The sequence below is a fragment of the Embleya sp. L77 genome (genome assembly GCF_055557415.1).
In genome coordinates this window covers 4,395,278-4,419,820 of sequence record NZ_CM145709.1, presented here as the reverse complement: position 1 = coordinate 4,419,820, position 24,543 = coordinate 4,395,278, and the positions used below count along the sequence as shown (strand labels likewise).

Below are 24,543 nucleotides of genomic sequence, written 5' to 3'. Positions count from 1 at the left end.
GCGCCTCCGAGAGCCGCGCGACACCTCGACCCCACCGCCCGACGCGTGCCCGCCACGCGCCCGCCGCCCCGCCGCCCCGCCGGCGCTCCGCCCGTCCGCCCATCCGCCCATCCGCCCATCAGACCTTCATCGGCCTCCCGCGGCGCGCCGGGATGTACGCCGCGACCAGGAAGGCCACCCAGATCGGCACCACGTACAACGCGATCCTGGTGTCCGCGGAGAACCCGAGCAGGACCACCACCATCGCCAGGAAGGCCAGCACCACCCAGCCCGTGTACGGCGCACCAGGCATCCGGAACCCGTGCCCCTCCAGCCGCCCCCGGTCGACCGCACGCCGGTAGCGCATCTGGCAGGCGACGATCATGCCCCACGTCCACAACGCACCCACGGTGGCCACCGAGGTGATGTACATGAACGCCTTGTCCGGCACCAGCGCGTTGATCAGTACGCCGACGCCCATCACGATCGCCGACACGGTGATCGCCATCGCCGGCACCCGCTGCGAACTGAGCGTGCTCACCTGCGGCGGCGCCTGCCCCTCGACCGCGAGCGTGCGCAACATCCGGCCGGTCGAGTACAGGCCCGAGTTGCACGAGGACAGCGCGGCGGTGAGCACCACGAAGTTGATGATCGCGGCCGCCGCCGGGATGCCCACCCGGTCGAAGACCAGCACGAACGGGCTCTCCTTGGCGTGGAAATCGGTCCACGGCGCGAGCGAGAGGATGACCAGCAGGGCGCCGATGTAGAACAGCCCGATCCGGAACGGGATGGTGTTGATCGCACGCGGCAACACCTTCTCCGGGTCCTGCGCCTCGCCGGCGGTGACCCCGACCAGTTCGACACCCAGGAAGGCGAACATCACGATCTGGAGCACCAGCAACGTCTCGCCGACACCGTTGGGCGCGAACCCGCCGTCCGACCACAGATGCGACACGGACGCCTGGTCGCCGGCCTCGCCGAAGCCGAAGAGCAACACCCCGATGCCGACCAGGATCATCCCGATGATCGCGGTCACCTTGATCATCGAGAACCAGAACTCGAACTCGCCGAACAGTTTGACCGAGATCAGGTTGGCGGCGAACAGCACCAGCAGCACCACCAGCGCGGTGACCCACTGCGGAATCCAGGACCACCAGTACTGCACGTAGACGCCCGCCGCGGTGATCTCGGCCATCCCGGTGACCACCCACATCACCCAGTACGTCCAGCCGGTCACGAAGCCGGCGAACGGCCCGAAGAACTCCCGGGCATACTCGGCGAAACTGCCCGCCACCGGGCGGTACATCAGCAGTTCCCCCAGCGCCCGCATGACGAAGAAGATCAGCACGCCGGCCACCGCGTAGGCCGCCACCAGCGAGGGTCCGGCCTTCTCGATCGCACCACCCGCACCCAGGAAGAGCCCGGTGCCGATCGCGCCACCGATCGCGATCATCTGAATCTGGCGGCTGTGGAGTCCCCGTTCGTACCCTTCGGCGTCGACACTCGGTTCGGCCGCACTCGCGCTCGATCCGGCCTCGGTGTCCGTCATGATCGCTCCCGTTCGTTGGTACGGAGGCCGTATTACCAACGAACACGAGCGGAAACCCGAATTCCGATCGATCCCGGCGTGTCCCCTTTTCCGCGGGTACGTCGTGACCACCGGCGCACACCACGCCGCCCGAACCCACCCGCACACCGAGCGGCCGGCGCCCACTGCACACCAGGTGGCCCCGGGTCCGCGTCCACACCACGCGACCTCGCGGCACGCCGCGGCGCCGCGCGCCCGGCTCGCCGACCGGCTACAGCGCCCCGAGCAACGAGTCCTGCAACCCGCCCAGCCAGTGGAAGACCGCGAACAACCAGCGTCGCGGATCGTCGTCGGCCAATTTGGCCTCGAACTCCTCCATGTCCTCGGTGACTTCGAGCCGGGTGCCGATCACCAGCCGCAGGTCGTTGAGCGTGCCCAGCCAGCCCTGTACACCCTGTGAGTCGAGCACGACGCGGTGTTCACCGCCCTGCGTGCGCAACTCCTCGGCGTCCGCCGGTTCGGTCAGGTCGATCAACTCGGCCAGGTCGGCCAGCACGATCCGCGCGTTGTCCCGCTTGCGCAGCCGCAGGTCGGTCTCGGTGTAGCGGCGGAACTCGGCCGCGGCCTCGGCGTCCTCGGCGTAGGCGTCGGGCAGCAGGCGGGCCAGCGCGGGGTCGTCCGGGGTGACCGGCACGTCGGTCGAGCCGATCCCGGTCAGGCCCAGCTCGGCGGCCAGCGGATCGGTCACGTCGTCGTCGGGCGAGACCATCTCCACCAGTTGACCGCACAGATCGGCCAGCACCCGCACGTGCATGTCCTCCAGGACGATCTCGGGCCGACCCGAGCGTCCGCGCATGAAGAGGCCGTTCACAGGCTGTGCAACTCCCGGAGAGTGTGGGGCGGGAACCGGAGGGGCCGGCCGGGCCGAGCGAACCGAGCGGGTGTCACTTGTCGTGCTGGATGGTGGCCCACAGGCCGAACCCGTGCATCGCGGTGGTGTCGCGCTCCATCTCCTCGCGCGTCCCCGACGAAACCACGGCCCGGCCCTTGTTGTGCACGTCGTGCATGAGCTTCTCCGCCTTCTTCTTCGGATAGCCGAAGTAGGACTGGAAGACGTAGGTCACGTACGACATCAAGTTGATCGGGTCGTTCCAGACGATGCACACCCAAGGGGTCTCCGCCCGGACGTCCTCTTCGGGCTTCTGCTTCTCGACCTCGATGGGAGCGACACTCATGGGTCCCATGCTGCCATCCGGGCTGGGCCCGGGCGAACCGGCTCGACGAGAGCGATCGGACCCGGATATGACCCGGGGCGTACCCGTCACCCGTCCCGTACGGCAAAATGGGCCCATGTCCTCTGCACCCGCACCGGGTTGGTACCCGGATCCGGAGATCACCGGCCACATCCGTTACTGGGACGGCGGTGCCTGGGTGCCGGACAGCAGTCGGCCGGCCGAGGAACCCGGCCGGCCCGCCGCCGAACAACCCGGCCAGGCCGCACAGTCCGGCGCTCCCGAGGCGATCGAGCAGGGCGGCCGGGTGATCCGGGGTGAGGTGCTGTCCGCGCGCGTCGGCGGGTTGTACGACATGTCCTCGACGGGCATGTACGCGCCCCCGACCACCACGCCCGGCCCCGCCGGCCCGGCGGACGCGGGCGCGGCGCGCTCCGGCCCGACGGGTCCCACCGCCCCCACCGGTCCGGCGCGCGACGCGGCGCCCTCGGCCGGCGGGGTACCGCCGCAGCGCGCGGCCGGGGAGCCGGGACCGTTCCGGCCGGTCCAGGCCGACATCTTCGGCAGCAACGAGCGACGGCCGGCACACCTGGGTCGGCGGCTGCTCGCCCGGTTCGCCGACGCGCTGGTGCCGCTCGCAGCCGGTGTCGCGGTCGGCATCCCGCTCGTCCCGGACGCGGTCGAGCACATCCGGGACAAGATCGACCGGGCCCGCTACGAGGGCCGCGACACCACCATCTGGCTGATCGACGGCACCACCGGCACCGCGCTCGCCGTGGTGCTCGGCACCGTACTCGTGGCCGCACTGCTGTACGAGGCACTGCCCACCTGGAAGTGGGGCCGCTCGCTCGGCAAGACCCTGTTCGGCCTGCGCGTCGCCGACCTGGACAGCCACGACACCCCGTCGCTGTGGCAGTCGGTGCGGCGCTGGTCGGTGCTCTACGTCCCGGGCGTATTCGTGGTCGGGGTGTTCGGCGCCCTGTGGGGACTGTTCGACCGGCCCTGGCGGCAGGGGTTGCACGACAAGGCGGCACGCACGTTCGTCGCTCGGGACTGACGGAATCGGGCCGGCAGGCGGGCGGGCACCGACCGAACCCGAGCGCACCCACCTGCCGCCCATCGCTCGTCGCCGCCGCTCGGCACTCGTCGCTCGTCGCGTATCACCCATCACCCGTATAGACGCGACACGCCCAGGTTGGCCGGACGCGTCACGCTGACGTCAGGTTTTGTCCGCTTTACTCAGGTTTATGACAGGTAATGCGCCGCCTCCGCCGCCCGGCCCGTACGGTGACGACCCCTCGGGTCGCAACCCATACGGACAGCAACCACCGCCCGGCCAACCTCCGTACGGGCAGGATCCGTCCGGGCAACAGCCGCCGTACGGTCGGGATCCATCCGGGCAACCGCCGTACGGGCAGGATCCGACCGGGCAGTATCCGTACGGTCAGGGCGGCCCCTATGGTCAGGACCAGCCGTACGGTCGGGACCCGTCCCACGGCGCCGGTCCCGGTGGTGCCGCCGGCGGATACGGCGCGGGCCCCACGCTCGGCGGTCCGCTGCGGCGACTGCTCGCGCGGATCATCGACAGCATCATCGTCGGCGTGGTCGCGGGCCTGATCTCGTGGCCGGTCACCGACAACGACTACAACGACGTGTCGTTCGGCGCGCAGTTCACCTCGGGGCTGATCTTCTCGCTGCTGTACTTCCTCTACGACGGCTTCCAGCTGGACCGATTCGGCCGCACGCTCGGCAAGCGGGTGTTGGGCATCCGGGTGGTGCGGGTGGCCGACGGCGGGCCCATCGGTGGATCGATGGCATGGACCCGCGCCGGCGTGTACACGTTGCCCCTGATCGTGCCCTGCCTGGGCACGCTCTTTTGGCTGGTCAACGTGCTGTGGCAATTCTGGGATCAGCCGTGGCACCAGTGTCTGCACGACAAGGCCGCCCGGACCACCGTCATCCGCGGGTCGTGACCCGGGACGGGTGATGCCGCGCGCGAATGCCGAGCACTGCCGTCGTCGTGCCCAGCGCGACGCCGATGCCCATGGCGACGGCAGCTCCCGCCACGGTGCGCGGCTCCCAGGCCGCCAATAGTGAGACCGTCAAGACGATCGTGACGAATACGCCGTAGCCGAGTCGGAAGAAATCTCCTCTTGCCACGACGCACCACCTCCCCTGCACCCCTTTGTGCACGCCCCCCGCTCTCACGCTACTGCTCGGCCGGCGCCATGTAACCAGTCGATTGCGATCGGGATTTATCGGTCCCGACTCCGGGCACCTTCTCGCGACCGGTCGAAGCGGTGATCTTCGGCCCAGGACCGCCCGAGACCCGGAGAGTCCACGTGAACCCCAGGCGTGTCACCCCTGCCGTCGTCGCCGCGCTGTGTGCGCTGCTCGTCCTGACCGCCGCACCTGCCGCACCCGGCCGCCCGGCCGATACCCCGGCCGGGCACCTCGCCGACCCCGGACCCTTCGTCGAACGCGACGACGACCTGTCGCATCCGTTCACCGAGCGGCGCAGGCAGCGGCGCGAGGCGGCGGTGCAGGCGATGACCGAGGACCCCGGACTCACCTCGCGCACCGTTCCTGCGGGCGAGGCGGGCGCCGCGGAGACCCGTCCACCCGCCGAGGCGCGGGTGTTCGTGATCCTGGTCGAGTTCGGTGATCGCCTCGACCCGCGGAACGGGCAGGCGTACGGCACCCGGCCGGGTCCTCGGCACGGCACGATCCCGGCGCCGGACCGGACCAAGGACACCACGACGACGTGGCGATCGAGCTACGAACGCGACCACTATCGGGACCTGTTCTTCGGCCCGGGTACGGCCGCGCCGTCGCTGGCCTCGTACTACCGCAACCAGTCCGCGGGGCGCTACTCGCTCGACGGCGAGGTCACCGACTGGGTCCGGGTGCCGTACAACGAGGCGCGCTACGGCAACGACCGGTGCGGCCGCAACGTGTGCGAGGACGTGTGGGACCTGGTCCGGGACGCGATGAAGGTCTGGTACGACGGCCGGCTGGCCAAGGGGGCGACCGCCGCGCAGATTCGTGAGCAGTTGGCCTCCTTCGATCGGTGGGATCGGGACGACTTCGACGGGGACGGCGACTTCGACGAGCCGGACGGCTACCTCGACAACGTGGAGATCGTGCACGCCGGCGTGGACAAGGCCCAGGGCGGCGGCGAACAGGGTCGCGGCGCGGTGTGGTCGCATCGGTGGTACGCGTACGCCAACCAGGTCGGCCGCACCGGACCGGCGACGAACCGGTCGGGCGGTACGCCGATCGGGGACTCCGGGATCTGGGTCGGCGACTACACGATCCAGCCGGAGAACGGCGGATTGGGCGTGATCGCACACGAGTTCGGGCACAACCTGGGCCTGCCGGATCTGTACGACCGGGACGACTCGACGGACGGCCCGCCCGGATTCTGGTCGCTGATGGCGCTCGGCGGCTATCTCGGCGACGAGGACGGCGCGGGTTCGCTGCCGGGCGCGTTGTCCGCGTGGGACAAGCTGCAACTGGGCTGGCTGGACGTACGCGTCGTGGACCGCACCAAAAAGACCGTGGTCCACCTCGCCCCGAACCAGTCGATCGGCGACCCGCAGGCCGTGCTGATCCCGCTGCCGCCGCGGCGCGGCGGCAGCGCGAAACGCTGGTACCTCGTGGAGAACCGGCAATATGTCGGCGCCGACACGGCGCTTGTGGCCGGCCCGTACCAACTCGCCTCGGGCAAACGGGTGGCGAACCACTTCCCGTACGGCGAGGGTGTGCTGATCTGGCTGTGGGACACCGCGTTCACCGACAACGACGTGTCCCGGCACCCGGGCGAGGGCCTGATCCTGCCGGTCGACATCCACCCGGCCCCGCTCCTGGACCCGAAGGGCAAACCCCTGCCCACCCGCTTCCAGACCGCCGACGCCGCACTGACCGCACCCGACGAACAAACCTCGGCAATCAACCTGGGCAGCCTGGGCAACTTCCCCTCCCGCCCCGGCGTCCCCACCTTCACCGACAACACCCGGTACTGGTCCGCCGCAGCCCCCGGCACCGGAGTCAAGGTCCCCGACACCGGCACCAAAATCACGGTGGAAGGCCCCACCCGCACCGGCACCGCAACAAGACTCACGGTAGGCCCAACCACCTGACCCACCACCCAAACCCAAAGCCACCCCACCAGACCCGACACCCGAGCCAACCCACCACCCAACGCCGGCAACCATCCACCCCACCCGGCGCATGCGGCCACTCAGCCTGGCCGGCGCATGAGGCCGACCAGCCCGGCCGGCGCTTGAGGCCACTCAGCCCCGCCGGCACTTGAGGCGAACCAGCCCGGCCGGCACTTGAGGCCACCTGAGCCACTCCTCGCCCACCGCCGGCAAAAATCCAGCCCGCCCGGCGCTTGAGGCAAACCAGCCCGGCCGGCGCTTGAGGCCAAACAGCCCCGCCGGCGCTTGAGGCGAACCAGCCCGGCCGGCGTTTGAGGCCAAGTAGCCCTGGCCGGCGCTTGAGGCCAAATCAGCCCCGCCGGCGCATGAGGCGAACCAGCCCGGCCGGCGCATGAGGCCAAATCAGCCCCGCCGGCGCTTGAGGCGAACCAGCCCGGCCGGCGCTTGAGGCCAAACAGCCCCGCCGGCGCTTGAGGCAAACCAGCCCGGCCGGCGTTTGAGGCCAAGTAGCCCTGGCCGGCGCTTGAGGCCAAATCAGCCCCGCCGGCGCATGAGGCAAACCAGCCCGGCCGGCGCATGAGGCCAAATCAGCCCGCCCGGCGCTTGAGGGCAAACAGCCCGGCCGGCGCTTGAGGCCAAAGCCCAGCCCGCCCGGCCTCAGGGCAATGCCGGCTCCCCCACCAATTCCGCCCCCGCCGACCGAAGCTCGGCGAGCGCAACGGTGGTCGTCCCCGCCGCCACCCCCGCCGTCAGCCCCAACAACACCCGCGTCGAAAACCCCTCCCGCACCGCATCGAGCGCAGTGGCCCGCACACAGTGGTCCGTCGCGATCCCCACCACGTCCACCTGGGTGACCCCGCGCGACCGCAACCAGTCCGCCAACGACGTCCCGTCCGAGGCCGCCCCCTCGAACCCGCTGTAGGCGGCTTCGTGTGCTCCCTTGGAGAAAACCTCCTCGACCCGCCCCGACTCGACCGCCGAAGCGAACGCCGGGTGGAACCGCGCCCCCTCGCTGCCGGCCACACAGTGCACCGGCCAGGTCCCCACATAGTCCGGCGTCGCCGAGAAGTGCGCCCCGGGATCCACGTGGTAATCCCGCGTGGCCACGATGTGCGCATACGCCGGCGTCTCCGCGTGCACCGGGTCCGGCGGCTGCTCGGCCGCGTTGGCCGCGACGTGGTGCCGGATCGCCTCGGCGACCGCCGCCCCGCCCGCGACCGCGAGGCTGCCTCCCTCGCAGAAGTCGTTCTGTACGTCGACCACGATCAATGCCCGGGTCATCGCTTCGTGCCTCCTCGTGACCGGCCCGTCGAGTCCGACGGACCCGCTCCGCGTCTACTCGTAGATGGTCGGAAGTACCGGTTCCCCGCGGGAGAGCTGCGTAGCCGAAAGCGGCAGTTCCTCACGCGAACGCGCGTGCCGTGTGCGCGCCGCCGACAGCGGTTCGCGCCCCACGATCTCCCCGTCCACGACCAGCGGGACCAACAATTCCCGCTCGCCCGGCACGGGTTCCGCATCGGCCCGAAACGGGCGCAGCACCTCGGCCTCGGCCACCCCGTCCGCGTCGTAGCGCCGCACCGCGCTCTTGCGCCCGCCGTGGCTCGGCTTGCCCGGCGACTTCTTGGCCACCGGCACCAGCGGCGCGTCCGGCTCGTCGCTCATCGCCCGCGCGACCAGCTTGTACACCAGCGACGCGGTCGGCTGCCCCGAGCCGGTGACCAACTGGGTGCCGACCCCGTACGCGTCCACGGGAGCCGCCCGCAGCGAGGCGATCGCGTACTCGTCGAGGTCGCTGGTGACCACGATCCGGGTCTTGACCGCGCCGAGTTCGTCGAGCTGGGCCCGCACCCGGTGGGCGAGCAGGAGCAGGTCGCCCGAGTCGAGCCGGACCGCGCCGAGTTCGTGCCCGGCCACCTCCACTGCGGTACGCACCGCAGTCGCCACGTCGTAGGTGTCCACGAGCAGCGTGGTGTCCGCCCCGAGTGCGGCCACCTGCGCCGTGAACGCCTCGCGCTCGTCGTCGTGCAGCAGGGTGAACGCGTGTGCGCTGGTGCCCCGGGTCGGGAGGCCGTACCGCTGCCCGGCGCGCAGGTTCGAGGTGCTCGCGAAGCCGCAGATGTACGCGGCGCGCGCGGCGGCCACCGCGGCCTCCTCGTGGGTGCGGCGCGAGCCCATTTCGATGCACGGTCGCCCGGCGGCGGCCGACGTCATCCGGGACGCGGCGGCGGCGACCGCGGCGTCGTGGTTGAGGATCGACAGGATCAGCGTCTCCAGCACCACCGCCTCGGCGAAGCTGCCCTCGACCACTATCAGCGGCGAACCCGGAAACCAGCACTCGCCCTCGGCGTAGCCCCAGATGTTGCCGGTGAACCGGTAGCCGGCCAGCCAGTCCAGCGTCGCCGGACCGACCACGCCGGCCTCGTCGAGGAAGCGCAGCGTCTCGTCGTCGAAGCGGAAGTCCTCGATGGCATCGAGCAGCCGCCCGGTACCGGCGGTCACGCCGTAGCGGCGACCGTCCGGCAGCCGGCGGGCGAAGACCTCGAACACCGAACGACGGTGCGCCGCACCGCTACGCAGTGCGGCTTCGAGCATCGTCAGCTCGTAGTGGTCCGTCAGCAAGGCCGTGGTTGCGGTGTCCATGTCGTCAGCATAACACGATTACTCGTCAGTTTGACGATTACTCGCAAAGGTGGCGCGCATCACGGAACTTCACCCGACTATGCCCCGATTTACCCACCCTCGGCATCCACCCCGACGCCCGGCCGACCTCGGTGGACCTCCGCAGACCTCCGCGGCCCTGCGCGGCCCTCGGCGAATCTCGACGGACCTCGGCGGGCCTCGGCGGGCCTGCCGAACGAACCCGGACCCGCGCCCCGGCCCCGAGCGCCGGCCTGCCCCTGTCCCGCCCCCGACCCGAGCCTGGCCCCGAGCCCTGGCCTTGGCCGGCCCGAGCCCTGCCCTAACCCAGCCGGTCCTCCTCCGGCGTCGGCGCCCACGTCGAGCCGTTGATGTGCGTGCCGCCGCCGACGAACAGTGTGTTGCCGGTGACATAGCGCGAGTCGTCACTGGCCAGGAACAGCGCGGCCCCGCCGATGTCGGTCTCCGGGTCGCCCATCCGGCCCATCGGGTTGGCCGACTCGGCGACCGCGGCGGCCTCCGGGTTCGCCTTGGCGTAGGCGGCGAACGCCTCGGTCTTCGCGCCGGGACAGATCACGTTGGCCCGGATCTGATGCGGTGCCCACTCACGCGCGGCCGAGCGGGTCAGCGCCCGCAGCGCCTCCTTGCCGACGTTGTACTCGGCGGTGAACCGGTGCGCGTTGACGCCGTTCAGGCTGGCGATGTTGATCACGCTGCCGCCGCCCGCGTCCCGCATCGGCTCGAACGCCGCGCGCATCGTCCACCAGCCGGCCCACAGGGCCATGTCCAGCCCGTGCTGGAACATCTCGTCGGTCTTGTTCTCCAGGCGATTGATCCGGCCGCCGCCCCACGCGTTGTTCACCAACGTGTCCAGCCGGCCCCACCGGCCCAGCGCGGCCTCGACCAGGCCGACCGCCTCCGCCTTGACCATGACGTCGGCGACGACCGCGAGCGTTTCAACGCCGAATGCGTCGGTGATCTCGGCGGCGACCCGATCCGCCGACTCGGCCTTGATGTCGTTGACCAGGATCCGACAACCCTCGGCCGCGAACCGCCGGGCGATGCCCCGCCCGATGCCCGCCCCGGAGCCGGTGATCACCGCGACATGGTCCTGAAGACGTCCTGCCGGTCCTGCCATGGCGTTGCCTCCCACGTTGATCGTTTGCGTCCGTGGGTATCCGCAACAGCCTTACAAAACAAGGGCTTCCCGCCGAATCCGCAGGTCAGCTGGGCCGCCATTGATGATCGCAGTCCCGACACTTGCGGTCCCCGTACGGCATCGAGGACACCTTGCCCGAACCGCACTCCGGACACGTGGGACCGTCGGCGGCGGTCGGCGGTCGCCAGCGCGCGGCACACGAACCGCAGACGTAGTCGCCGACGATGTCGGTGCTCACCTTGGTCGAGCCGCACTTGCCGCACTGCACCTCGACGTGCCGCCGCTTGCGCGGCGCGGCCCGCCCGATCGCGGCTTGGCGTTCGCGCTGCGCGGAGAAACCCCAGTAGGAGCGCAGCCGGTCGGCCATGTCCGGCCGCAGATCGGCACCTTGGCCGTACGACGCCTCACTGCTCGGCTGGTCGCTCATGACCGTCACCGTAGGCCATGCCGGCGGCCGGGCGGCGCCGGTTCGCGGCGCAATAATCGCCTCGCCTTCGGCGGACCTTCGGTTATCGTCGAGATATGTGGATCAACGGGCAGCGAGCTACCGGCGTCGGGCCGGCGAACCGAGCGCGATAGACCGCTCGGCCCGGCTCGGCGTGTGTGTACTCCCACAGCCCGCTGCTCTCGCAAAGGCCGATTCGCCATGCTCTCGCCACAGATCCGTTCCACCTTCCTCGACTTCTTCACCGCGCGCGGACACCGCCTCGTGCCGTCCGGGTCGCTGCTGCCACCCGATCCGAGCCTGCTCGTGTCCAACGCGGGGATGAACCAGTTCAAGCCCTGGTTCCTGGGCGACGTCGAGCCCGACTTCCCACGCGCGACCTCGGTACAAAAGTGCGTGCGCACCGTGGACATCGACAACATCGGACGCACCCGCCGGCACTCGACCTTCTTCGAAATGCTCGGCAACTTCTCCTTCGGCGACTACTTCAAGGAGGAGGCGATCGGGTTCGCGTACGAATTGCTGACCGGGCCCTTCGACCTCTCCCCCGACCGGTTGTGGATCACCGTCTACGAGGACGACGACGAGTCGGCGCGCATCTGGCGCTCGGTCGGCGTGCCCTCGGAGCGGATCCAACGCCTCGGCGCGGCGGACAACTTCTGGTCGATGGGCGTGCCGGGGCCGTGCGGCCCGTGCTCGGACGTCACCTACGACCGGGGCCCGGCGTACGGACGCGACGGCGGACCCTCGGTCGACTCCGAGCGCTTCGTCGAGTTGTGGAGCCTGGTCTTCATGCGCAGCGTGCGCGGCGAGACCGAGCCCGGCGGCGGCTTCCCGGTACTCGGCGACCTGCCGCGCACCGGCATCGACACCGGTCTGGGCCTGGACCGGCTCGCGACCGTGCTCCAGGACGTGGACAGCGTCGTACGGACCGACCTGCTGCGACCCACACTGGCGACGGTCGAGGAACTGGCGGGCCGGGACTACTCCCCCGTCGACCGCGAGGACCCCGATCGGGTGTCCTTCGAGGTCCTCACCGACCACGCGCGGGCGATCGCGTTCCTGCTCGCGGACGGCATCCGACCCGGCAAGGAGGGCACCGAGTACGTGCTGCGCCGCCTGATCCGAAGGGCGATCCGCCACGGCCGCCGGCTGGGCATCGAGGGCCCGATCCTGCCACCCGTCACCGCGAGCGTGGTCGCGAACCTGGGCACCGCATGGCCGGAACTCACCCGCGGCGCGTCCCTGATCGAGGACCTGACCACCCGCGAGGAGGAGTCCTTCGACCGCACCCTCCGCCGAGGCACCCGCCTCCTCGACAAGGCAATCCGCCGCCGCCTGGAAGGCGGCCACCCCGACCTGCCCGCGGAAACCGTCTTCACCCTCTACGACTCACACGGCTTCCCCCCGGACCTCACCCTCGAAGCAGCACAAGAAGCGGGCCTGACGGTAGACACCCCCCACCTACACTCCCTCCTCCCCTCAACAACTCCCCACCCCTGACCCACCCCTCAGCCCAACCCAACTCCAAACGCCGGCGGGGCACTTCCAGCCCGGCCGGCGTTGGAGGCCAAGTAGCCCGGCCGGCGCTTGAGGCCACTCAGCCCGGCCGGCGCATGAGGCCAAACAGCCCGGCCGGCGCTTGAGGTCACCCAGCCCCGCCGGCGCTTGAGGCGAACCAGCCCCGCCGGCGCTTGAGGCGAACCAGCCCCGCCGGCGCTTGAGGCCACTCAGCCCCCGCCGGCGCTTGAGGCGAACCAGCCCGGCCGGCGCATGAGGCCCAACAAACCCGCCCAACGTGCGCATGAGGCCAACCCCGCCGCCGCCAACCCACCAACCACTAGGCCGACATCGTTTGCACGCCAACCACCCGCAACAGCGCCAACCGCCCCGCCGCCGAGCTCCCCGCAGGAGCCGTATAGACGACCACCCGCACCCCCGCCTCCACAGCAACAAGCACCTGACGCCGCACGGTGATCTCCCCGATCTCCGCATGCCGAACCGTCAGCTCCACCTCGCGCAACCCACCGGCATCGCGCCGCCCACCCACCTCGGCTCGCCCACCCACCTCGCCCCAGAGCGAAGCAAACTCCGCCGACCCAGCCCGCAGCCGCGCCACCAACGCCGCAGGCCGAGGATCGTCCGGCCGCCCCACGAGCGCGGCGCGCAGATCGGCCACGTACGCCCGGGACATCCCGTCCGCGTCCTCCGCGCGATAGCGCAACCGCGAGGCCCGCTCGGTGAACCACCGCACCACGACGTTGCGCCCGACGTTCGGCCCGAGCAGCGCCGCCGCCATCGCGTTCTGCGCGAGCACGTCACCCGAGTCCGACATCACCTGAGCCGGCACGTCGTGCAGACGATCCAGGATCAGCAATATCGCCGGTGACACGTGCTGGTCCGCACCGGAGGACCACTCCGGCGGAACGTACCCGGCCAGGTGGAAGAGCCGATCACGACCGTCCTGCTCCAACCGCAACGCACGCGCCAGTGCGGCAAGAAGTTGCCGCGACGGGTGCGGCCCCCGGTTCTGTTCCAGACGCGCGTAGTAGTCGACCGACATCCCGGCCAGCCGCGCGACCTCCTCACGGCGCAGCCCCGCGGTACGCCGCCGGGCCCCATCGGGCAGCCCCACGTCCGCCGGGCACAGCCGTTCCCGGCAGCGCCGGAGAAAGCCGGCCAGTTCCTGTCGATCGTTCATGCCCTCAGGATCCGACGTCACAAGTCCGGTATCCAGGGACCATCCGTCCCTGGATATCCAGTCCCCGGTTGGGCATTTCCCGGGTGATCCGGCGCAGCCAACCATCCGACGGAGCCGGCCGACGGCAGGCAACCCGTACAGCACGCGCCCGCCACACCCGCACCCGCCGCGCAGGCGACCGAACGATCAGGCGGCGCGGCGGATCGCGGTGACGAGTCGGGCGGTGGCCTGCGCGCGTGCCTGTCGACGGCGGCGCAGCGCGATTGCCGCGACCCGTACCTCTCGACTGTCCCGCTTCTCCACGACCGCCACCTCCGAACGAACCCGTCCCGCCCGAGAAGGCGACACCGTGCGCCCCAGCAGGGGCGACATCCACAAACCTAGGTGTCGCACCCCCCGTGCGGCGTCGCCCGGGAGTGCCGATCGGCCCTACTACCGGAGGACGACCCGAACCCCGAGGTACCCCCGATGCATGCCACCCCGGGAGTACACGACGGGACTTCCGACGGAGTCCGCTCCGCCCCGCTCACCCACGGCAACGCCCCCGGGCCCGCGCGTCACCCCCGGCGCCCGAGACCAACCCCGCCCCGGAACCACGCCCCGCCCGCGCCCCCCCCGGCCTCAGATCACCTTCCCCGGGTTGAGGATGCCCAGCGGGTCGAACGCGGCCTTGACCCCCCGATGCACCCGCACGCCCACCGGCCCCAGTTCCTCGGCGAGCCAGTCCCGCTTGAGCATGCCCACGCCGTGCTCCCCGGTGATCGTGCCGCCGAGGTCCAGCCCCAGCCGCATGATCGCGTCGAACGCGACCCCGGCCCGATCGACCGCCGCCGGGTCGGTCGCGTCGAAGATCACGATCGGGTGGGTGTTCCCGTCCCCCGCGTGGGCACACACCCCGATCACCGTGTCGTGCCGCTTCGCGATCGCGGCCACCCCGTCGAGCATGTCGCCGAGCCGCGAGCGCGGCACCGCGACGTCGTCGATCATGCTGGTGCCCAGCCGTTCCAGCGCGGGCAGCGCGAGTCGACGCGCCTGCATGAACAGCGCCGAGTCCTCGGCGTCCTCGGCAGTGAACGCCTCGAACGCGCCCGCCTCGGTACAGATCGCCTCGATCGCGGCCAACTCGGCGGCGGGCTCCGGGGTGTCCACCGCGACCAGGAGCAGCGCGGCGCTGTGCTCCGGCAGGCCCATGTTCGCCATCGCGTTCACCGCACGCAGCGTGGTGCCGTCCATCAGTTCCATCAGCGAGGGCGTGTGTCCGGCCGCCATGATCGCCGACACCGCGCCCGCCGCCGCGGTGGTGCTCGCGAACTGGGCCACCGTCACCAGCGCGGGCGGCGGCGTGGGACGCAGCGCGAGGGTGGCCCGGGTGACCACGCCCAGGGTGCCCTCGGCGCCGACGAACAGCCGGGTCAGGTCGTAACCCGCGACGCCCTTGGCGGTCCGCCGCCCGGTGCGCAGCAGTTCCCCGTCGGCGAGCACCACGTCCAGCCCGAGCACGTACTCGGCGGTCACCCCGTACTTGACGCAGCACAACCCGCCCGCACCGGTGCCGATGTTGCCGCCGATCGTGCAGGTCTCCCAACTGGACGGGTCCGGCGGGTAGACCAGGCCGTACTCGGCGGTCGCCCTGGACAGATCGGCGTTGATCACCCCCGGCTCGACCACGGCCGTACGGTCGACGGGGTCGATGTGCAGGATCCGGTTCATCCGTACGAGTGAGAGCACAATGCAGCCGTCGACCGCGTTGGCACCGCCGGACAGGCCGGTGCGCGCGCCCTGCGGGACCACCGGTACCCGCAGTCGGGTGGCCACCCGCATGACGTGTTGCACCTGCTCGGTGGTCTCGGGCAGAACCACCACCGCAGGGTCACCGGCCGCACACAGGCCGGCCATGTCGCGCGCGTACGATGCGGCGATGTCCACGTCCGTCACCAGGGCGTGCGCGGGCAGCTCCTCCCGCAGTGCCGCGATCAGGTCGGTGGTCATACTGCCTCCCGGTGTGGCCGTGAATGGCCCCAGGGTAGGCACCGGGAAACCAGTCCCCCGAGGGAGGGCACCTTGCAGATCGACCGGTTGGATGCCGCGCTGATCCGGCTGCTGGTGGAAACACCGCGGATCGGTGTCGTGGAGTGTTCGCGCCGGCTGGCGGTGGCGCGCGGCACGGTACAGGCGCGCCTGGATCGGCTGCGCGAGGCCGGAGTGATCAGGGGTTTCGGGCCGGACGTGGATCCCGCCACGCTCGGCTTCTCGGTGACCGCTTTCGCGACCCTGGAGATTCGCCAGGGGCAGGGGCGCGACCTGCGTAAGCAGCTGGAGTGTGTGGCGCAGGTGCTCGAGGTGCACGCGATCACCGGTCGGGGCGACCTGCTGTGTCGGATCGTCGCGCGCTCGAACGCGGACTTGCAGCGGGTGATCGAGCAGATCATCGAACTGGACGGCGTGGTCCGCGCGTCCACCACGATCGCACTGGAGAATCCGGTGCCCTACCGGGTGCTGCCGCTGGTCGAATGCGCGGTGACCGAGGGGTGAGGACGCCACCGGAAGCGCCCGAGCCCACCCGACATCAACACGAAGCCACCTTGCCCCCGGCGTTCAACGCGTTGAGCGCGTCGACCGCCCCCGAGAGCGTCTCGACCGGAACCAACCGAAGCCCACCGGACCCCACCCGCCCGGCCTCCCCGCACTCCCCCTTGGGCAGAACGAAAACCGTCGCCCCGGCCCGCTTCGCAGCCAGCAGCTTCATCGGCAGCCCGCCGATCTCGCCGACCTTGCCGTCCGCGTCGATCGCCCCCGTGCCGGCAATCGTCCGCCCACCGGTGAGCTGACCCTCGGTCAGCTTGTCCACGATCCCGAGTGCAAAGAACAACCCCGCGCTCGGTCCGCCGACATCGTTCAGGTGCAGCGTGACCTTGACCTGGTCGGGCGACTTGCCGAGGTACCTGAGCGCCGCGACGGTCGCGCTGTCCTGCGACTTGACCATGTCCTTGACGTTGGTCTCGACGACCTGCTCGACCGACTTGCCGTCCGGGTAGACGGACTTCCTAGGCACCACCGACTCGTCCGTGTCCAGCCACGCACCGAGCAGCGACCCCAGCCGGCGCTTCTCGTTGCGCCCGCTCGCATGGATCGTGGTCAGCAGCAGGTGCCCGGTCGTCGGGTACACCGCGACCGGGCCGGAAATCTCGACCACCGGCCGCCCCCCGTCCTCGCCGAGCGTGTCGGCCACCGATCCCGGCGTGATCAGGACATACGGCATCGGCACCAGGAACGCGAACCCGAACAGGATCGCGACGAGGAGCAGGGACACCGGGAGGGTGAGCTTGGTACGGGCCACGCCTGGCATTAAACACGGCGCCGCCCCGCCCGCCGTACCGGAGTCGCCTCACCGACCCCGCACCCGGCCATCCACGCCCGAAATCCGCCACTTCGCGACAACACCCGGCACCTCGCGGCAGCGCCCCGCACCGCACGACAACACGCCGGCGCCTCGATGCGGCACCCCGCATCTCGCGGCAGCGCCCGGCGCCTCGCGGCGGCGCCCCGCCCTTCGCCGCAGAGCCGGGCCCTACGCGGCGGAGACCCGCACCCCGCCCAGCTCGTCCGACAGTTCGGCCGCCGCCTGGGCCACCCGGCGGCCCAGCCGCTCGGTGTCCAGGTTGCCGAGCGAGACGATCCCGACACTCGACTCGACCGCCGCGAGATCCGGCACCGAGGCCGCGATCCCGGGCACCGTGTGCCGACCGTCGCCGGGGGCGTACACGTAGGACCTGGGCCCGTCCAGGCCCGCCACCACCCGGCGCGCGGCGAGGATGGCCAGACCCGCGGCCCCCGCGTCCAGTGCGTGTCGCGATCCGACCCGGTAGGCCACGTGGTAGTCGGTCCAGGTGGGCTCGGCCACCGCGACCACCAGGGCCTCCATGCCGTCCACGATGGTCAGGTGCGCGGTGGCGCCGGTCTCCTCGGCGAGTCGGCGCAGACAGGGCACCGCCGCGTCCCGGACCAGCGGGTGTGCCCGACGGGCCAGTTGCAGCGCGCCCAGGCCGAGTTTGGTACGTCCGCTCTCGTCGCGCCGGACGAGACCGTGCTGTTCCAGCGTGGCGAGGATGCGGTAGACGACGGTGCGGTTGACGCCGAGTGCGGCGGCGATGTCGTGTACCGACAGGCCGTCCGAGGCATCGGCGAGCAGTTCGAGGACCTTGAGACCTCGGTCCAGGGTCTGTGACGTTTCGGCGACCACCGGCCCCCCTCCCTTCGCGTGACGTTGCATTACGTCCAGCGGCGTTCGATCCCCGAACGAAACACCACATTCGCGAGGCTGTGCGGCGCCAGATCATGGGGCCAGGACACCTACTCGTCACCACTCGGCGGGCAGGCCGAACGGATTCCCACGCTCGAGAAGGACGGTTTCTCCTTCGCGGCGCGTCGGGAGATCACGCTAACCAGAGGGGGCAGTTTTGGCACTGGATATCCGGGATACGGACAGGAAAAATATCCGCCGAATCGGGATGCATACCACAAACTTCACAAATCGCCGAATGCGATCCTCGACACGCGTCCCGGAGCGCGAGGCGAGGCAGTCCCGTACTCACCAGCCGGACAGACCGTCCCAACCCATGAGACCGCCGCCCGGATCGGCACCGGCAACCGGACTCCGATCAACACCCGCAACGGGGCTCCGCTCCGCACCCTCGACCCGGCCCGGCCCGAACCGCACTGCCACTCGGCCCGCTCCGCCCCTCGGCCGCGCCGCCACCCGCCTTCGTGCCGCCACACCCCCGCGACCCGCCCTCGCACCGTGGCCACACCCCCGGCCTCAACGGCCCGAGGTGGCCCACTCGCGGATCTTCCCGATCCGCGCCTCCAACTGCCCGGCCGACGCCTGGGCCACCGCCGGCCCGCCGCACACCCGACGCAGCTCGTTGTGGATCTGCCCGTGCGTCTGCCCGGTGCGGTGGTGCCACGCGGCCACCATCGAGTTGAGCTCCTTGCGCATCGCGGTCATCTGACGGTGCGTCACCACAGGGCGCTGATCGGCCGGTTTCTCCGACAGGTCGGCCTGGTGGTCGGGCTTGCGCCGGCTCTTGGCCACCTGCTTGGCCTGGCGCGACTGCAACAGCATCTGCACCTGGTCGGGTTCGAGCAGACCGGGCAGGCCGAGGTACTCCTCTTCCTCCTCGCTGCCCACGTGCGCCTGGAGGCCGAACTCCGCACCGTCGAACAGCACCCGGTCGAACCGCGCCTCGCTCTCCAGCGCCTCGAACGCGAACTCCTCCTGCTGTCCCGGCTCGTCCTTCTGCGCGTTGGCCTGCGCGAGGAGGGCGTCCTCCTCGTCGTACATCCCGCCCTCCTTCTTCGGGCGGTCCAGCACGTGATCGCGCTCGATCTCCATCTCGTTCGCGTGCTGGAGCAGCGTCGGCACGGAGGGCAGGAACACCGACGCCGTCTCACCCCGGCGCCGGGCCCGGACGAAGCGGCCCACGGCCTGCGCGAAGAACAGCGGCGTGGAGATCGTGGTGGCGAACACCCCCACCGACAGCCGCGGCACGTCCACGCCCTCGGAGACCATTCGCACCGCGACCATCCAGCGGTCCTCGGACGCGGAGAAGTCCTCGATCTTCTTCGACGCGCCGGTGTCGTCGGACAGCACGAGGGTGGCGCCCTGCCCGGTGATCTCGCGGATCATCCGCGCGTACGCCCGAGCCGACTCGTGGTCGGTGGCGATCACCAGGCCGCCGGCGTCCGGAATGGCCTTGCGCACCTCACCCAGCCGCTTGTCCGCGGCGCGCAACACCTGCGGCATCCACGCACCCTGCGGATCCAGCGCGGTACGCCAAGCCTGACTGATCGCGTCCTTGGTCATCGGCTCGCCGAGCGAGGCGGCGATCTCGTCGCCCGCCTTGGTCCGCCAGCGCAGGTCGCCGGAGTAGGACAGGAAGATCACCGGACGCACCACGCCGTCCGAGAGGGCGTGACCGTAGCCGTAGGTGTAGTCGGCGGACGAGCGGCGGATGCCGTCCTTGCCCTCCTCGTACGCGACGAACGGGATCGGGTTGATGTCCGAGCGGAACGGGGTACCGGTCAGCGCGAGCCGGCGGGTGGCCGGTTCGAACGCCTCCATGCACGCCTCGCCCCACGACTTGCTGTCGCCCGCGTGGTGGATCTCGTCCAGGATCACCAGCGTCTTGCGGTTCTCCACCCGGCGCCGGTGCAACATCGGGTGCACGCCGACACCGGCGTAGGTGACCGCGATGCCGTGGTACTCGCGGGACACCGGGCCCGAGGAACTCGAATAATTCGGGTCGATCCGCAGACCTATCCGCGCGGCGGCCTCGGCCCACTGCTTCTTCAGATGCTCCGTCGGCGCGACGATGGTGATCTGGTGGATCACATGCGCGTCCAACAACTCCGACGCGATCCGCAACGCGAACGTGGTCTTGCCGGCACCCGGCGTGGCCACCGCAAGGAAGTCGCGCGGCTGCCGCGCGAGATAGGTGTCGAGGGCCCCCTGCTGCCACGCACGCAGCTTGTTCGCGGTACCCCATGGGGCACGATTCGGGAAGGCCGGGGACAGATGGGACGCGGCTGCGGTACTCACTGCGACGGGTCTGCTCCAAGCCGAGAGGACGATCAAGGGCAAGCGCTCAGGCTACCCGAGCAACCACCAAGCTCCCCGCCCCGAGGTCGACCACCCGACACGGCGTCTGGGGCATCGGATGCAACACGTCGCGATGGACCTCCCGGAAGCTCACGCTCTCGTTCTGCTCCACCAGTTCCGAGGCGTCCTCGGCACACCCGGCTGTCCCCCGGGGCCGCGAGGCATCGCCGACCACGTCCGTCATGCCCACACGCTACGACCGCGACGGGCCGCCGGAATCGGCAGTCGCGTCGGAGCAGGCGGTCGGGACTCAGGGTAGTCGGGGGATTGCGTGGGTGTAGTGGAATTGCTGCGGTGGGCGGGTGGTGCGCGGGGGTGGCTGCGGGTGGACGTGTGGGATCAGGGCTGCGAGTCGGGGCGGCGGATTCTCGGGGCCAGGAGGGCGCCGAGGAGGGAGACGCCCAGCATGATGGCGAAGATCAGGGTGAAGACGCCGGCGTCCTTGCCGGTGCCCTCGTGCAGGGCGGCGAAGATGGCGCCGGCCAGGCCGACCAAGACGATCGTGCCGAGCGAGTCGGCGACCTGGAGAGAGGAGGAGTTGGTGCCGGACTCCTCCGGCGTGGACAGGTCGAGGGTGAGCACGCTCACCGACGAGACGGCCATGCCCATGCCGGCGCCGCCGAAGAACCAGCCGACGGTGACCGCGTACGGGGAGACCCCGGGGAGCAGCGCGAGCAGCGCCCCGCCGATCGCGATCGCCACGAACAGGAAGCCCGCCTGGACCAGGCGCGGCCGTCGCTCGTGCGGCGAGCGGCCCTGGTACCAGGACCCCAGCGCCCAGGACAGCGCGCCCACGGTCAGGGTCAGCCCCGCCTCGGTCGGCGACAGGCCGTGCTCGCTGACCAGCATCAGCGGTACGAAGGACTCGACCGCGAAGAACGCCCCCGCGAGCACGCCCCGGGACAGGATCACCGCCGGCAGCCCGCGCACCGCGCGCAGCGTGCCCACCGGCAGCAGCCGAGGCACCGTCGCCGCCATCAGCGCCAGGCCGGCGACCAGCAGCAGTACGCCCACCACGTTCAGGTGTTGCCCGCCGTACTGCAACATGCCCGCGCCCACCGAGGCGCCGATCGCCGCGCCGATCCGGCGCCGGTTCATCCGCGCGTCCGGGTCCGGCTCGCCCGCCATCCGCCGGAGTTGCGGCAGCATCATCACGATCGGCAACACCACGAGCACCGGGATGGCCAGGAACACCCAGCGCCACCCCAGGTGATCGGTGACCAGCCCGGACACCGGCGGCCCGACGATCGAGGGCAGCACCCACGCCGCGGAGAACGCCGAGAACACACGTGGGCGCAGCGCGGACGGGTACGCCTTGCCGACCACCACGTACAGCGACACGATCACGAGCCCGCCGCCGAGGCCCTGTACGGCCCGGCCCACGATGAACGGCCACATCGACTGCGCGGTGCCGGCCAGCACGAGTCCGGCCGCGAACGCCCCGATCCCGCCGAACAGGGGCAGCCGGGGTCCACGCGCGTCACACCATTCGCCGGAGACCACCATGGCGAGCAGACTCGTGGTGAAGAACGCGGAGAAGGCCAGGGCGTACAGCGGCACGCCGTCGAGTTCCTTGACCGCCACCGGCATCGCGGTGCCCACGGCCATCGCCTCGAAGGCGATCAGCAGGACGACCGACACGATCCCGAGCGTGAGTTGAAGATAGGGCCGGGTCAGTACGCCGGGTTCCCGGTCGGACTTCTCGGCGCTCCGTCGCGCGGACTTCGACTCCCCTACGGCTGTCACCGAGACAGCCTAGACCCTGCCATATCAACCTACTTATCAATGCAATCGGCGCGGCCTGTCAACCACGCCGACACGCACGAGCCCCCGCGACCCGGTCCCGCCCCCACGCCCCCTAATCCACCACCACGTCCCGAGGCCGCAGCGGCAGCCGCGGCAGTTCCAACCCGGTCGCATCCCGCACCGCCGCCGCGACCGCCGCCGGCACCGGCACGATGGCCGCGTCGCCCAGGCCCTTCGCGCCGAACGGTGCGCCCGGTTGCGGCTCCTCGATCCACGCGGCCACCCGCACCGGCGGCACGTCCCACGTCCCCGGCGGCGACCACGCGAACTCGATGTCCTCCGTCAGCGCGAGCCCGAGCCCCATCGCCACCGAGCTCTCCACCCGCACCCGGGCCTGCGCGGGATCCAGCACCCGCCCCGCGTCGTAGGCGCCGGTCACGTCCACCACCCGGATCGTGCCCAGTTCCGGGTCCAGGTCGACCACGACGCGACAGGCCGAGAAGGCCACCGCCGGATAGGCGTTGCCCTGCCCGGCGTCGTCCAGCGGTTCGGTGCTCGGCGCCCGGCACGCACCCGCCGTGGTCACCGTCGCGGTGTCCTCGTACATCGCGTCCACCGACAGGTCGATCAGCCCGTCGTAGGACTTGATCCGCCCCTCCCGCACGTCCAACAACCGCGCCGTCATCCCGTAGCGTGCCGCCACCGGCGCCAACAGCCGCTCGCGGATCTCCCGTGCCGCCTGCTCCACCGCGCCCGCCGTCAGCCACGTATGCCGCCCCACCCCCGGCGCCCCCGCCGTCGGCAGCGCGATGCCGGCCTGGAGCACGATCGCGTCCGGCACCCCCAGCACCTCGTCCACTATCTGCCGCGCCAGCGTCACGAAGCCCTGCCCGACCTCGACCGCCGCGCACGTCACCGTCACCACGCCGCCGTCGAGCCGCACGGTCGCCGTCGAGGACTCGTCCGCCCCCTCGATCCCCAGCAGCGGCATCAGCCCGACCGCGTACCCCGTCCCGCGCAACGTCCCCGGCGCGGGCGGCGCGGGCGGCGGCGCGGCCTCCGCCACCGCCCGCAGCGCGGCGCCCACCGGTACCGGCCCGTCCAGCACCTGACCCGTCGTCAACATCGTTCCGGAGCTGAGCGCGTTGCGCAGCCGCAACTCCACCGGGTCCATCCCGAGCGCGTCCGCGAGCTTGTCCATCTGCGCCTCGTGTGCGAAGCACACCTGCACCGCGCCGGGCCCGCGCATCGCCCCCGCCGGCGGATTGTTGGTCCGCACCGCCCACGCGTCGACCACCGCGTACGGCACCATGTACGGCCCAGCCGCACAGCCGATCAGCCGCCCGATCACCTCCGCCGAGACGCCCGCGTACGCGCCGCCGTCCAGGATGATCTGCGCCTCCACGCCGAGCAGCCGGCCGTCCCGGTCCGCCCGGTGGGTGTACTTCATCCGCGCCGCGTGCCGATGGCCGCCCAGCCGCAACGACTCGTCCCGCTCCAACACCGCCTTGACCGGCCGGCCGGTGCGCAGCGCCAACAGCCCGACCACGGCGGTCAGTCCGACGTCCTCGCGTGTGCCCGAGGAGCCGCCCACGCCGGTGGGCATCAGTCGGACCATCCCGGCGGGCAGCCCCAGACACTCCGCGACCTGGTCCCGGTCCGCGTGCGGGTACGGCGAGGCCACGTGCAGTTCGACGCCGCCGTCCGGCGAGGGCAGCGCGAGCGCGGCGTCGGTGGCCGGGTTGGCCTGGTACTGCGCGGGCACCTCGTACAGCCCCTCGACCACCACCTCGTCCACCGGCGTACCGTCCCGGCGCAGCTTGACCGGTCGGCCGTGGCGCAGCGCGATGTGCCGCAGCACATTGCCGTCCGGATGCAACGGCGGTCCGGCGAAGGCGTGTTCGGGATCCGAGGCGGCCTCCAACGGCTGGTACGACACCAGCACCGCCGCGGCGCCGGCCCGCGCCGCGTGCAGGGTCTCCGCGGCGACGGCGGCAACCGCCTCCCCGGCGAAGCGCACCACGCCGTCCGCGAGCACCGGCCGGTCCGCCACGATCACACCGTGGCACGCGCCCGGCGGCAGATCCGCCGCGGTGACCACGCCGCGTACGCCCGGCACCGCGTAGGCCGGGGCCGCGTCCACGCCCAGGATCCGCGCGTGTCGGTGCGGCGAGCGCACCAGCACGCACCACAGCAGGCCCGGCGCCCACAGGTCGCCGGTGTAGGAGAACCGTCCCCGTGCCTTGGCGTCTCCGTCGGGGCGCGGTGCGGACTTGCCGATCACTTGGTCTCGCC

21 protein-coding genes are annotated in these 24,543 nt (G+C 71.2%); 5 read left to right on the top strand and 16 right to left on the bottom strand.

Translation table 11 applies throughout. From position 1 onward, the window contains the following. Positions 1-118: 118 nt before the first annotated feature. The 3 genes from ACZOOI_RS18925 to clpS form a co-directional block, all read right to left on the bottom strand. A complete protein-coding gene (locus ACZOOI_RS18925) occupies positions 119-1,528 on the bottom strand; it encodes an amino acid permease (protein WP_465276969.1) in 1,410 nt (469 codons plus the stop codon). 250 nt (positions 1,529-1,778) lie between these two features. Beyond that, positions 1,779-2,378 carry a DUF2017 domain-containing protein gene (locus ACZOOI_RS18920; RefSeq protein ID WP_465276968.1) on the bottom strand — a complete coding sequence of 200 codons (600 nt, stop codon included), beginning with the start codon at positions 2,376-2,378 and terminating at the stop codon, positions 1,779-1,781. Positions 2,379-2,451: 73 nt separating this feature from the next. Then, complete coding sequence (gene clpS / locus ACZOOI_RS18915) at positions 2,452-2,742, bottom strand: ATP-dependent Clp protease adapter ClpS (RefSeq protein WP_391588984.1); 291 nt, start codon at positions 2,740-2,742, stop codon at positions 2,452-2,454. Positions 2,743-2,857: 115 nt separating this feature from the next. Here clpS and ACZOOI_RS18910 point away from each other — a divergent pair, with 115 nt between their 5' ends. Together ACZOOI_RS18910 and ACZOOI_RS18905 are read left to right on the top strand one after the other, a co-directional pair. Further along, complete coding sequence (locus ACZOOI_RS18910) at positions 2,858-3,796, top strand: RDD family protein (RefSeq protein WP_465276967.1); 939 nt, start codon at positions 2,858-2,860, stop codon at positions 3,794-3,796. A gap of 190 nt (positions 3,797-3,986) precedes the next feature. Further along, complete coding sequence (locus ACZOOI_RS18905) at positions 3,987-4,712, top strand: RDD family protein (RefSeq protein WP_465276966.1); 726 nt, start codon at positions 3,987-3,989, stop codon at positions 4,710-4,712. Here the strand turns inward: ACZOOI_RS18905 and ACZOOI_RS18900 are convergent. Beyond that, positions 4,696-4,899, bottom strand: a complete 204-nt coding sequence (locus ACZOOI_RS18900) for a hypothetical protein (protein WP_158696122.1) — start codon at positions 4,897-4,899, stop codon at positions 4,696-4,698. The genes ACZOOI_RS18905 and ACZOOI_RS18900 overlap by 17 nt on opposite strands. Positions 4,900-5,081: 182 nt before the next feature. Here ACZOOI_RS18900 and ACZOOI_RS18895 point away from each other — a divergent pair, with 182 nt between their 5' ends. After that, positions 5,082-6,881 (top strand): immune inhibitor A domain-containing protein, encoded by a 1,800-nt coding sequence (locus ACZOOI_RS18895; RefSeq protein WP_465276965.1) that lies wholly within the window; start codon positions 5,082-5,084, stop codon positions 6,879-6,881. A gap of 678 nt (positions 6,882-7,559) precedes the next feature. On the opposite strand, the gene ACZOOI_RS18890 is transcribed toward ACZOOI_RS18895, so the two are convergent. The 4 genes from ACZOOI_RS18890 to ACZOOI_RS18875 all read right to left on the bottom strand — a co-directional run bounded on the left by ACZOOI_RS18890 (position 7,560) and on the right by ACZOOI_RS18875 (position 11,125). Beyond that, positions 7,560-8,183 carry an isochorismatase family protein gene (locus tag ACZOOI_RS18890; RefSeq protein WP_391588988.1) on the bottom strand — a complete coding sequence of 208 codons (624 nt, stop codon included), beginning with the start codon at positions 8,181-8,183 and terminating at the stop codon, positions 7,560-7,562. A 54-nt stretch (positions 8,184-8,237) separates the two neighbouring features. After that, positions 8,238-9,542, bottom strand: a complete 1,305-nt coding sequence (locus tag ACZOOI_RS18885; RefSeq protein ID WP_465276964.1) for a nicotinate phosphoribosyltransferase — start codon at positions 9,540-9,542, stop codon at positions 8,238-8,240. Positions 9,543-9,861: 319 nt separating this feature from the next. Next, positions 9,862-10,677, bottom strand: a complete 816-nt coding sequence (locus ACZOOI_RS18880) for an SDR family NAD(P)-dependent oxidoreductase (RefSeq protein WP_465276963.1) — start codon at positions 10,675-10,677, stop codon at positions 9,862-9,864. 85 nt (positions 10,678-10,762) lie between these two features. Beyond that, positions 10,763-11,125 carry an FmdB family zinc ribbon protein gene (locus ACZOOI_RS18875; RefSeq protein WP_465276962.1) on the bottom strand — a complete coding sequence of 121 codons (363 nt, stop codon included), beginning with the start codon at positions 11,123-11,125 and terminating at the stop codon, positions 10,763-10,765. A gap of 219 nt (positions 11,126-11,344) precedes the next feature. On the opposite strand from ACZOOI_RS18875, the gene alaS reads away from it, so the two are divergent. Beyond that, complete coding sequence (gene alaS, locus ACZOOI_RS18870; RefSeq protein WP_465276961.1) at positions 11,345-12,646, top strand: alanine--tRNA ligase; 1,302 nt, start codon at positions 11,345-11,347, stop codon at positions 12,644-12,646. A 337-nt stretch (positions 12,647-12,983) separates the two neighbouring features. Here the strand turns inward: alaS and ACZOOI_RS18865 are convergent, their stop codons facing one another. Beyond that, entirely contained in the window at positions 12,984-13,844 is an 861-nt protein-coding gene (locus tag ACZOOI_RS18865; RefSeq protein ID WP_465276960.1) for a helix-turn-helix transcriptional regulator, read from the bottom strand. 621 nt (positions 13,845-14,465) lie between these two features. Then, on the bottom strand, positions 14,466-15,833 hold the full coding sequence (locus tag ACZOOI_RS18860; RefSeq protein ID WP_465276959.1) for an FAD-binding oxidoreductase: 1,368 nt from the start codon (positions 15,831-15,833) through the stop codon (positions 14,466-14,468). Positions 15,834-15,905: 72 nt separating this feature from the next. Here ACZOOI_RS18860 and ACZOOI_RS18855 point away from each other — a divergent pair, with 72 nt between their 5' ends. Then, positions 15,906-16,376, top strand: a complete 471-nt coding sequence (locus tag ACZOOI_RS18855; protein WP_465276958.1) for an Lrp/AsnC family transcriptional regulator — start codon at positions 15,906-15,908, stop codon at positions 16,374-16,376. Between the two features lie 34 nt (positions 16,377-16,410). Here ACZOOI_RS18855 and ACZOOI_RS18850 read toward each other — a convergent pair whose 3' ends face one another. From ACZOOI_RS18850 to ACZOOI_RS18825, 6 genes are all read right to left on the bottom strand, one after another. Continuing rightward, positions 16,411-17,190 carry a YlbL family protein gene (locus tag ACZOOI_RS18850; protein WP_465276957.1) on the bottom strand — a complete coding sequence of 260 codons (780 nt, stop codon included), beginning with the start codon at positions 17,188-17,190 and terminating at the stop codon, positions 16,411-16,413. Positions 17,191-17,412: 222 nt separating this feature from the next. Further along, positions 17,413-18,084, bottom strand: a complete 672-nt coding sequence (locus ACZOOI_RS18845) for an IclR family transcriptional regulator (RefSeq protein WP_391588997.1) — start codon at positions 18,082-18,084, stop codon at positions 17,413-17,415. Between the two features lie 576 nt (positions 18,085-18,660). Beyond that, positions 18,661-20,442, bottom strand: a complete 1,782-nt coding sequence (locus ACZOOI_RS18840) for a DEAD/DEAH box helicase (RefSeq protein WP_396012709.1) — start codon at positions 20,440-20,442, stop codon at positions 18,661-18,663. 46 nt (positions 20,443-20,488) lie between these two features. Then, positions 20,489-20,686: a hypothetical protein gene (locus tag ACZOOI_RS18835; protein WP_465276956.1), complete on the bottom strand. Its 198-nt coding sequence runs from the start codon at positions 20,684-20,686 to the stop codon at positions 20,489-20,491. Positions 20,687-20,841: 155 nt separating this feature from the next. After that, complete coding sequence (locus ACZOOI_RS18830; protein ID WP_465276955.1) at positions 20,842-22,248, bottom strand: MFS transporter; 1,407 nt, start codon at positions 22,246-22,248, stop codon at positions 20,842-20,844. A 112-nt stretch (positions 22,249-22,360) separates the two neighbouring features. After that, entirely contained in the window at positions 22,361-24,532 is a 2,172-nt protein-coding gene (locus ACZOOI_RS18825; protein ID WP_465276954.1) for a xanthine dehydrogenase family protein molybdopterin-binding subunit, read from the bottom strand. Positions 24,533-24,543: the final 11 nt, after the last annotated feature.

Coding starts and splice junctions, on each gene's coding strand:
- ACZOOI_RS18925 (WP_465276969.1), bottom strand. CDS start 1,528: ATGACGGACACCGAGGCCGGATCGAGCGCGAGTGCGGCCGAACCGAGT.
- clpS (WP_391588984.1), bottom strand. CDS start 2,742: ATGAGTGTCGCTCCCATCGAGGTCGAGAAGCAGAAGCCCGAAGAGGAC.
- ACZOOI_RS18910 (WP_465276967.1), top strand. CDS start 2,858: ATGTCCTCTGCACCCGCACCGGGTTGGTACCCGGATCCGGAGATCACC.
- ACZOOI_RS18905 (WP_465276966.1), top strand. CDS start 3,987: ATGACAGGTAATGCGCCGCCTCCGCCGCCCGGCCCGTACGGTGACGAC.
- ACZOOI_RS18890 (WP_391588988.1), bottom strand. CDS start 8,183: ATGACCCGGGCATTGATCGTGGTCGACGTACAGAACGACTTCTGCGAG.
- ACZOOI_RS18885 (WP_465276964.1), bottom strand. CDS start 9,542: ATGGACACCGCAACCACGGCCTTGCTGACGGACCACTACGAGCTGACG.
- ACZOOI_RS18880 (WP_465276963.1), bottom strand. CDS start 10,677: ATGGCAGGACCGGCAGGACGTCTTCAGGACCATGTCGCGGTGATCACC.
- ACZOOI_RS18875 (WP_465276962.1), bottom strand. CDS start 11,125: ATGAGCGACCAGCCGAGCAGTGAGGCGTCGTACGGCCAAGGTGCCGAT.
- alaS (WP_465276961.1), top strand. CDS start 11,345: ATGCTCTCGCCACAGATCCGTTCCACCTTCCTCGACTTCTTCACCGCG.
- ACZOOI_RS18865 (WP_465276960.1), bottom strand. CDS start 13,844: ATGAACGATCGACAGGAACTGGCCGGCTTTCTCCGGCGCTGCCGGGAA.
- ACZOOI_RS18860 (WP_465276959.1), bottom strand. CDS start 15,833: ATGACCACCGACCTGATCGCGGCACTGCGGGAGGAGCTGCCCGCGCAC.
- ACZOOI_RS18850 (WP_465276957.1), bottom strand. CDS start 17,190: ATGCCAGGCGTGGCCCGTACCAAGCTCACCCTCCCGGTGTCCCTGCTC.
- ACZOOI_RS18835 (WP_465276956.1), bottom strand. CDS start 20,686: ATGACGGACGTGGTCGGCGATGCCTCGCGGCCCCGGGGGACAGCCGGG.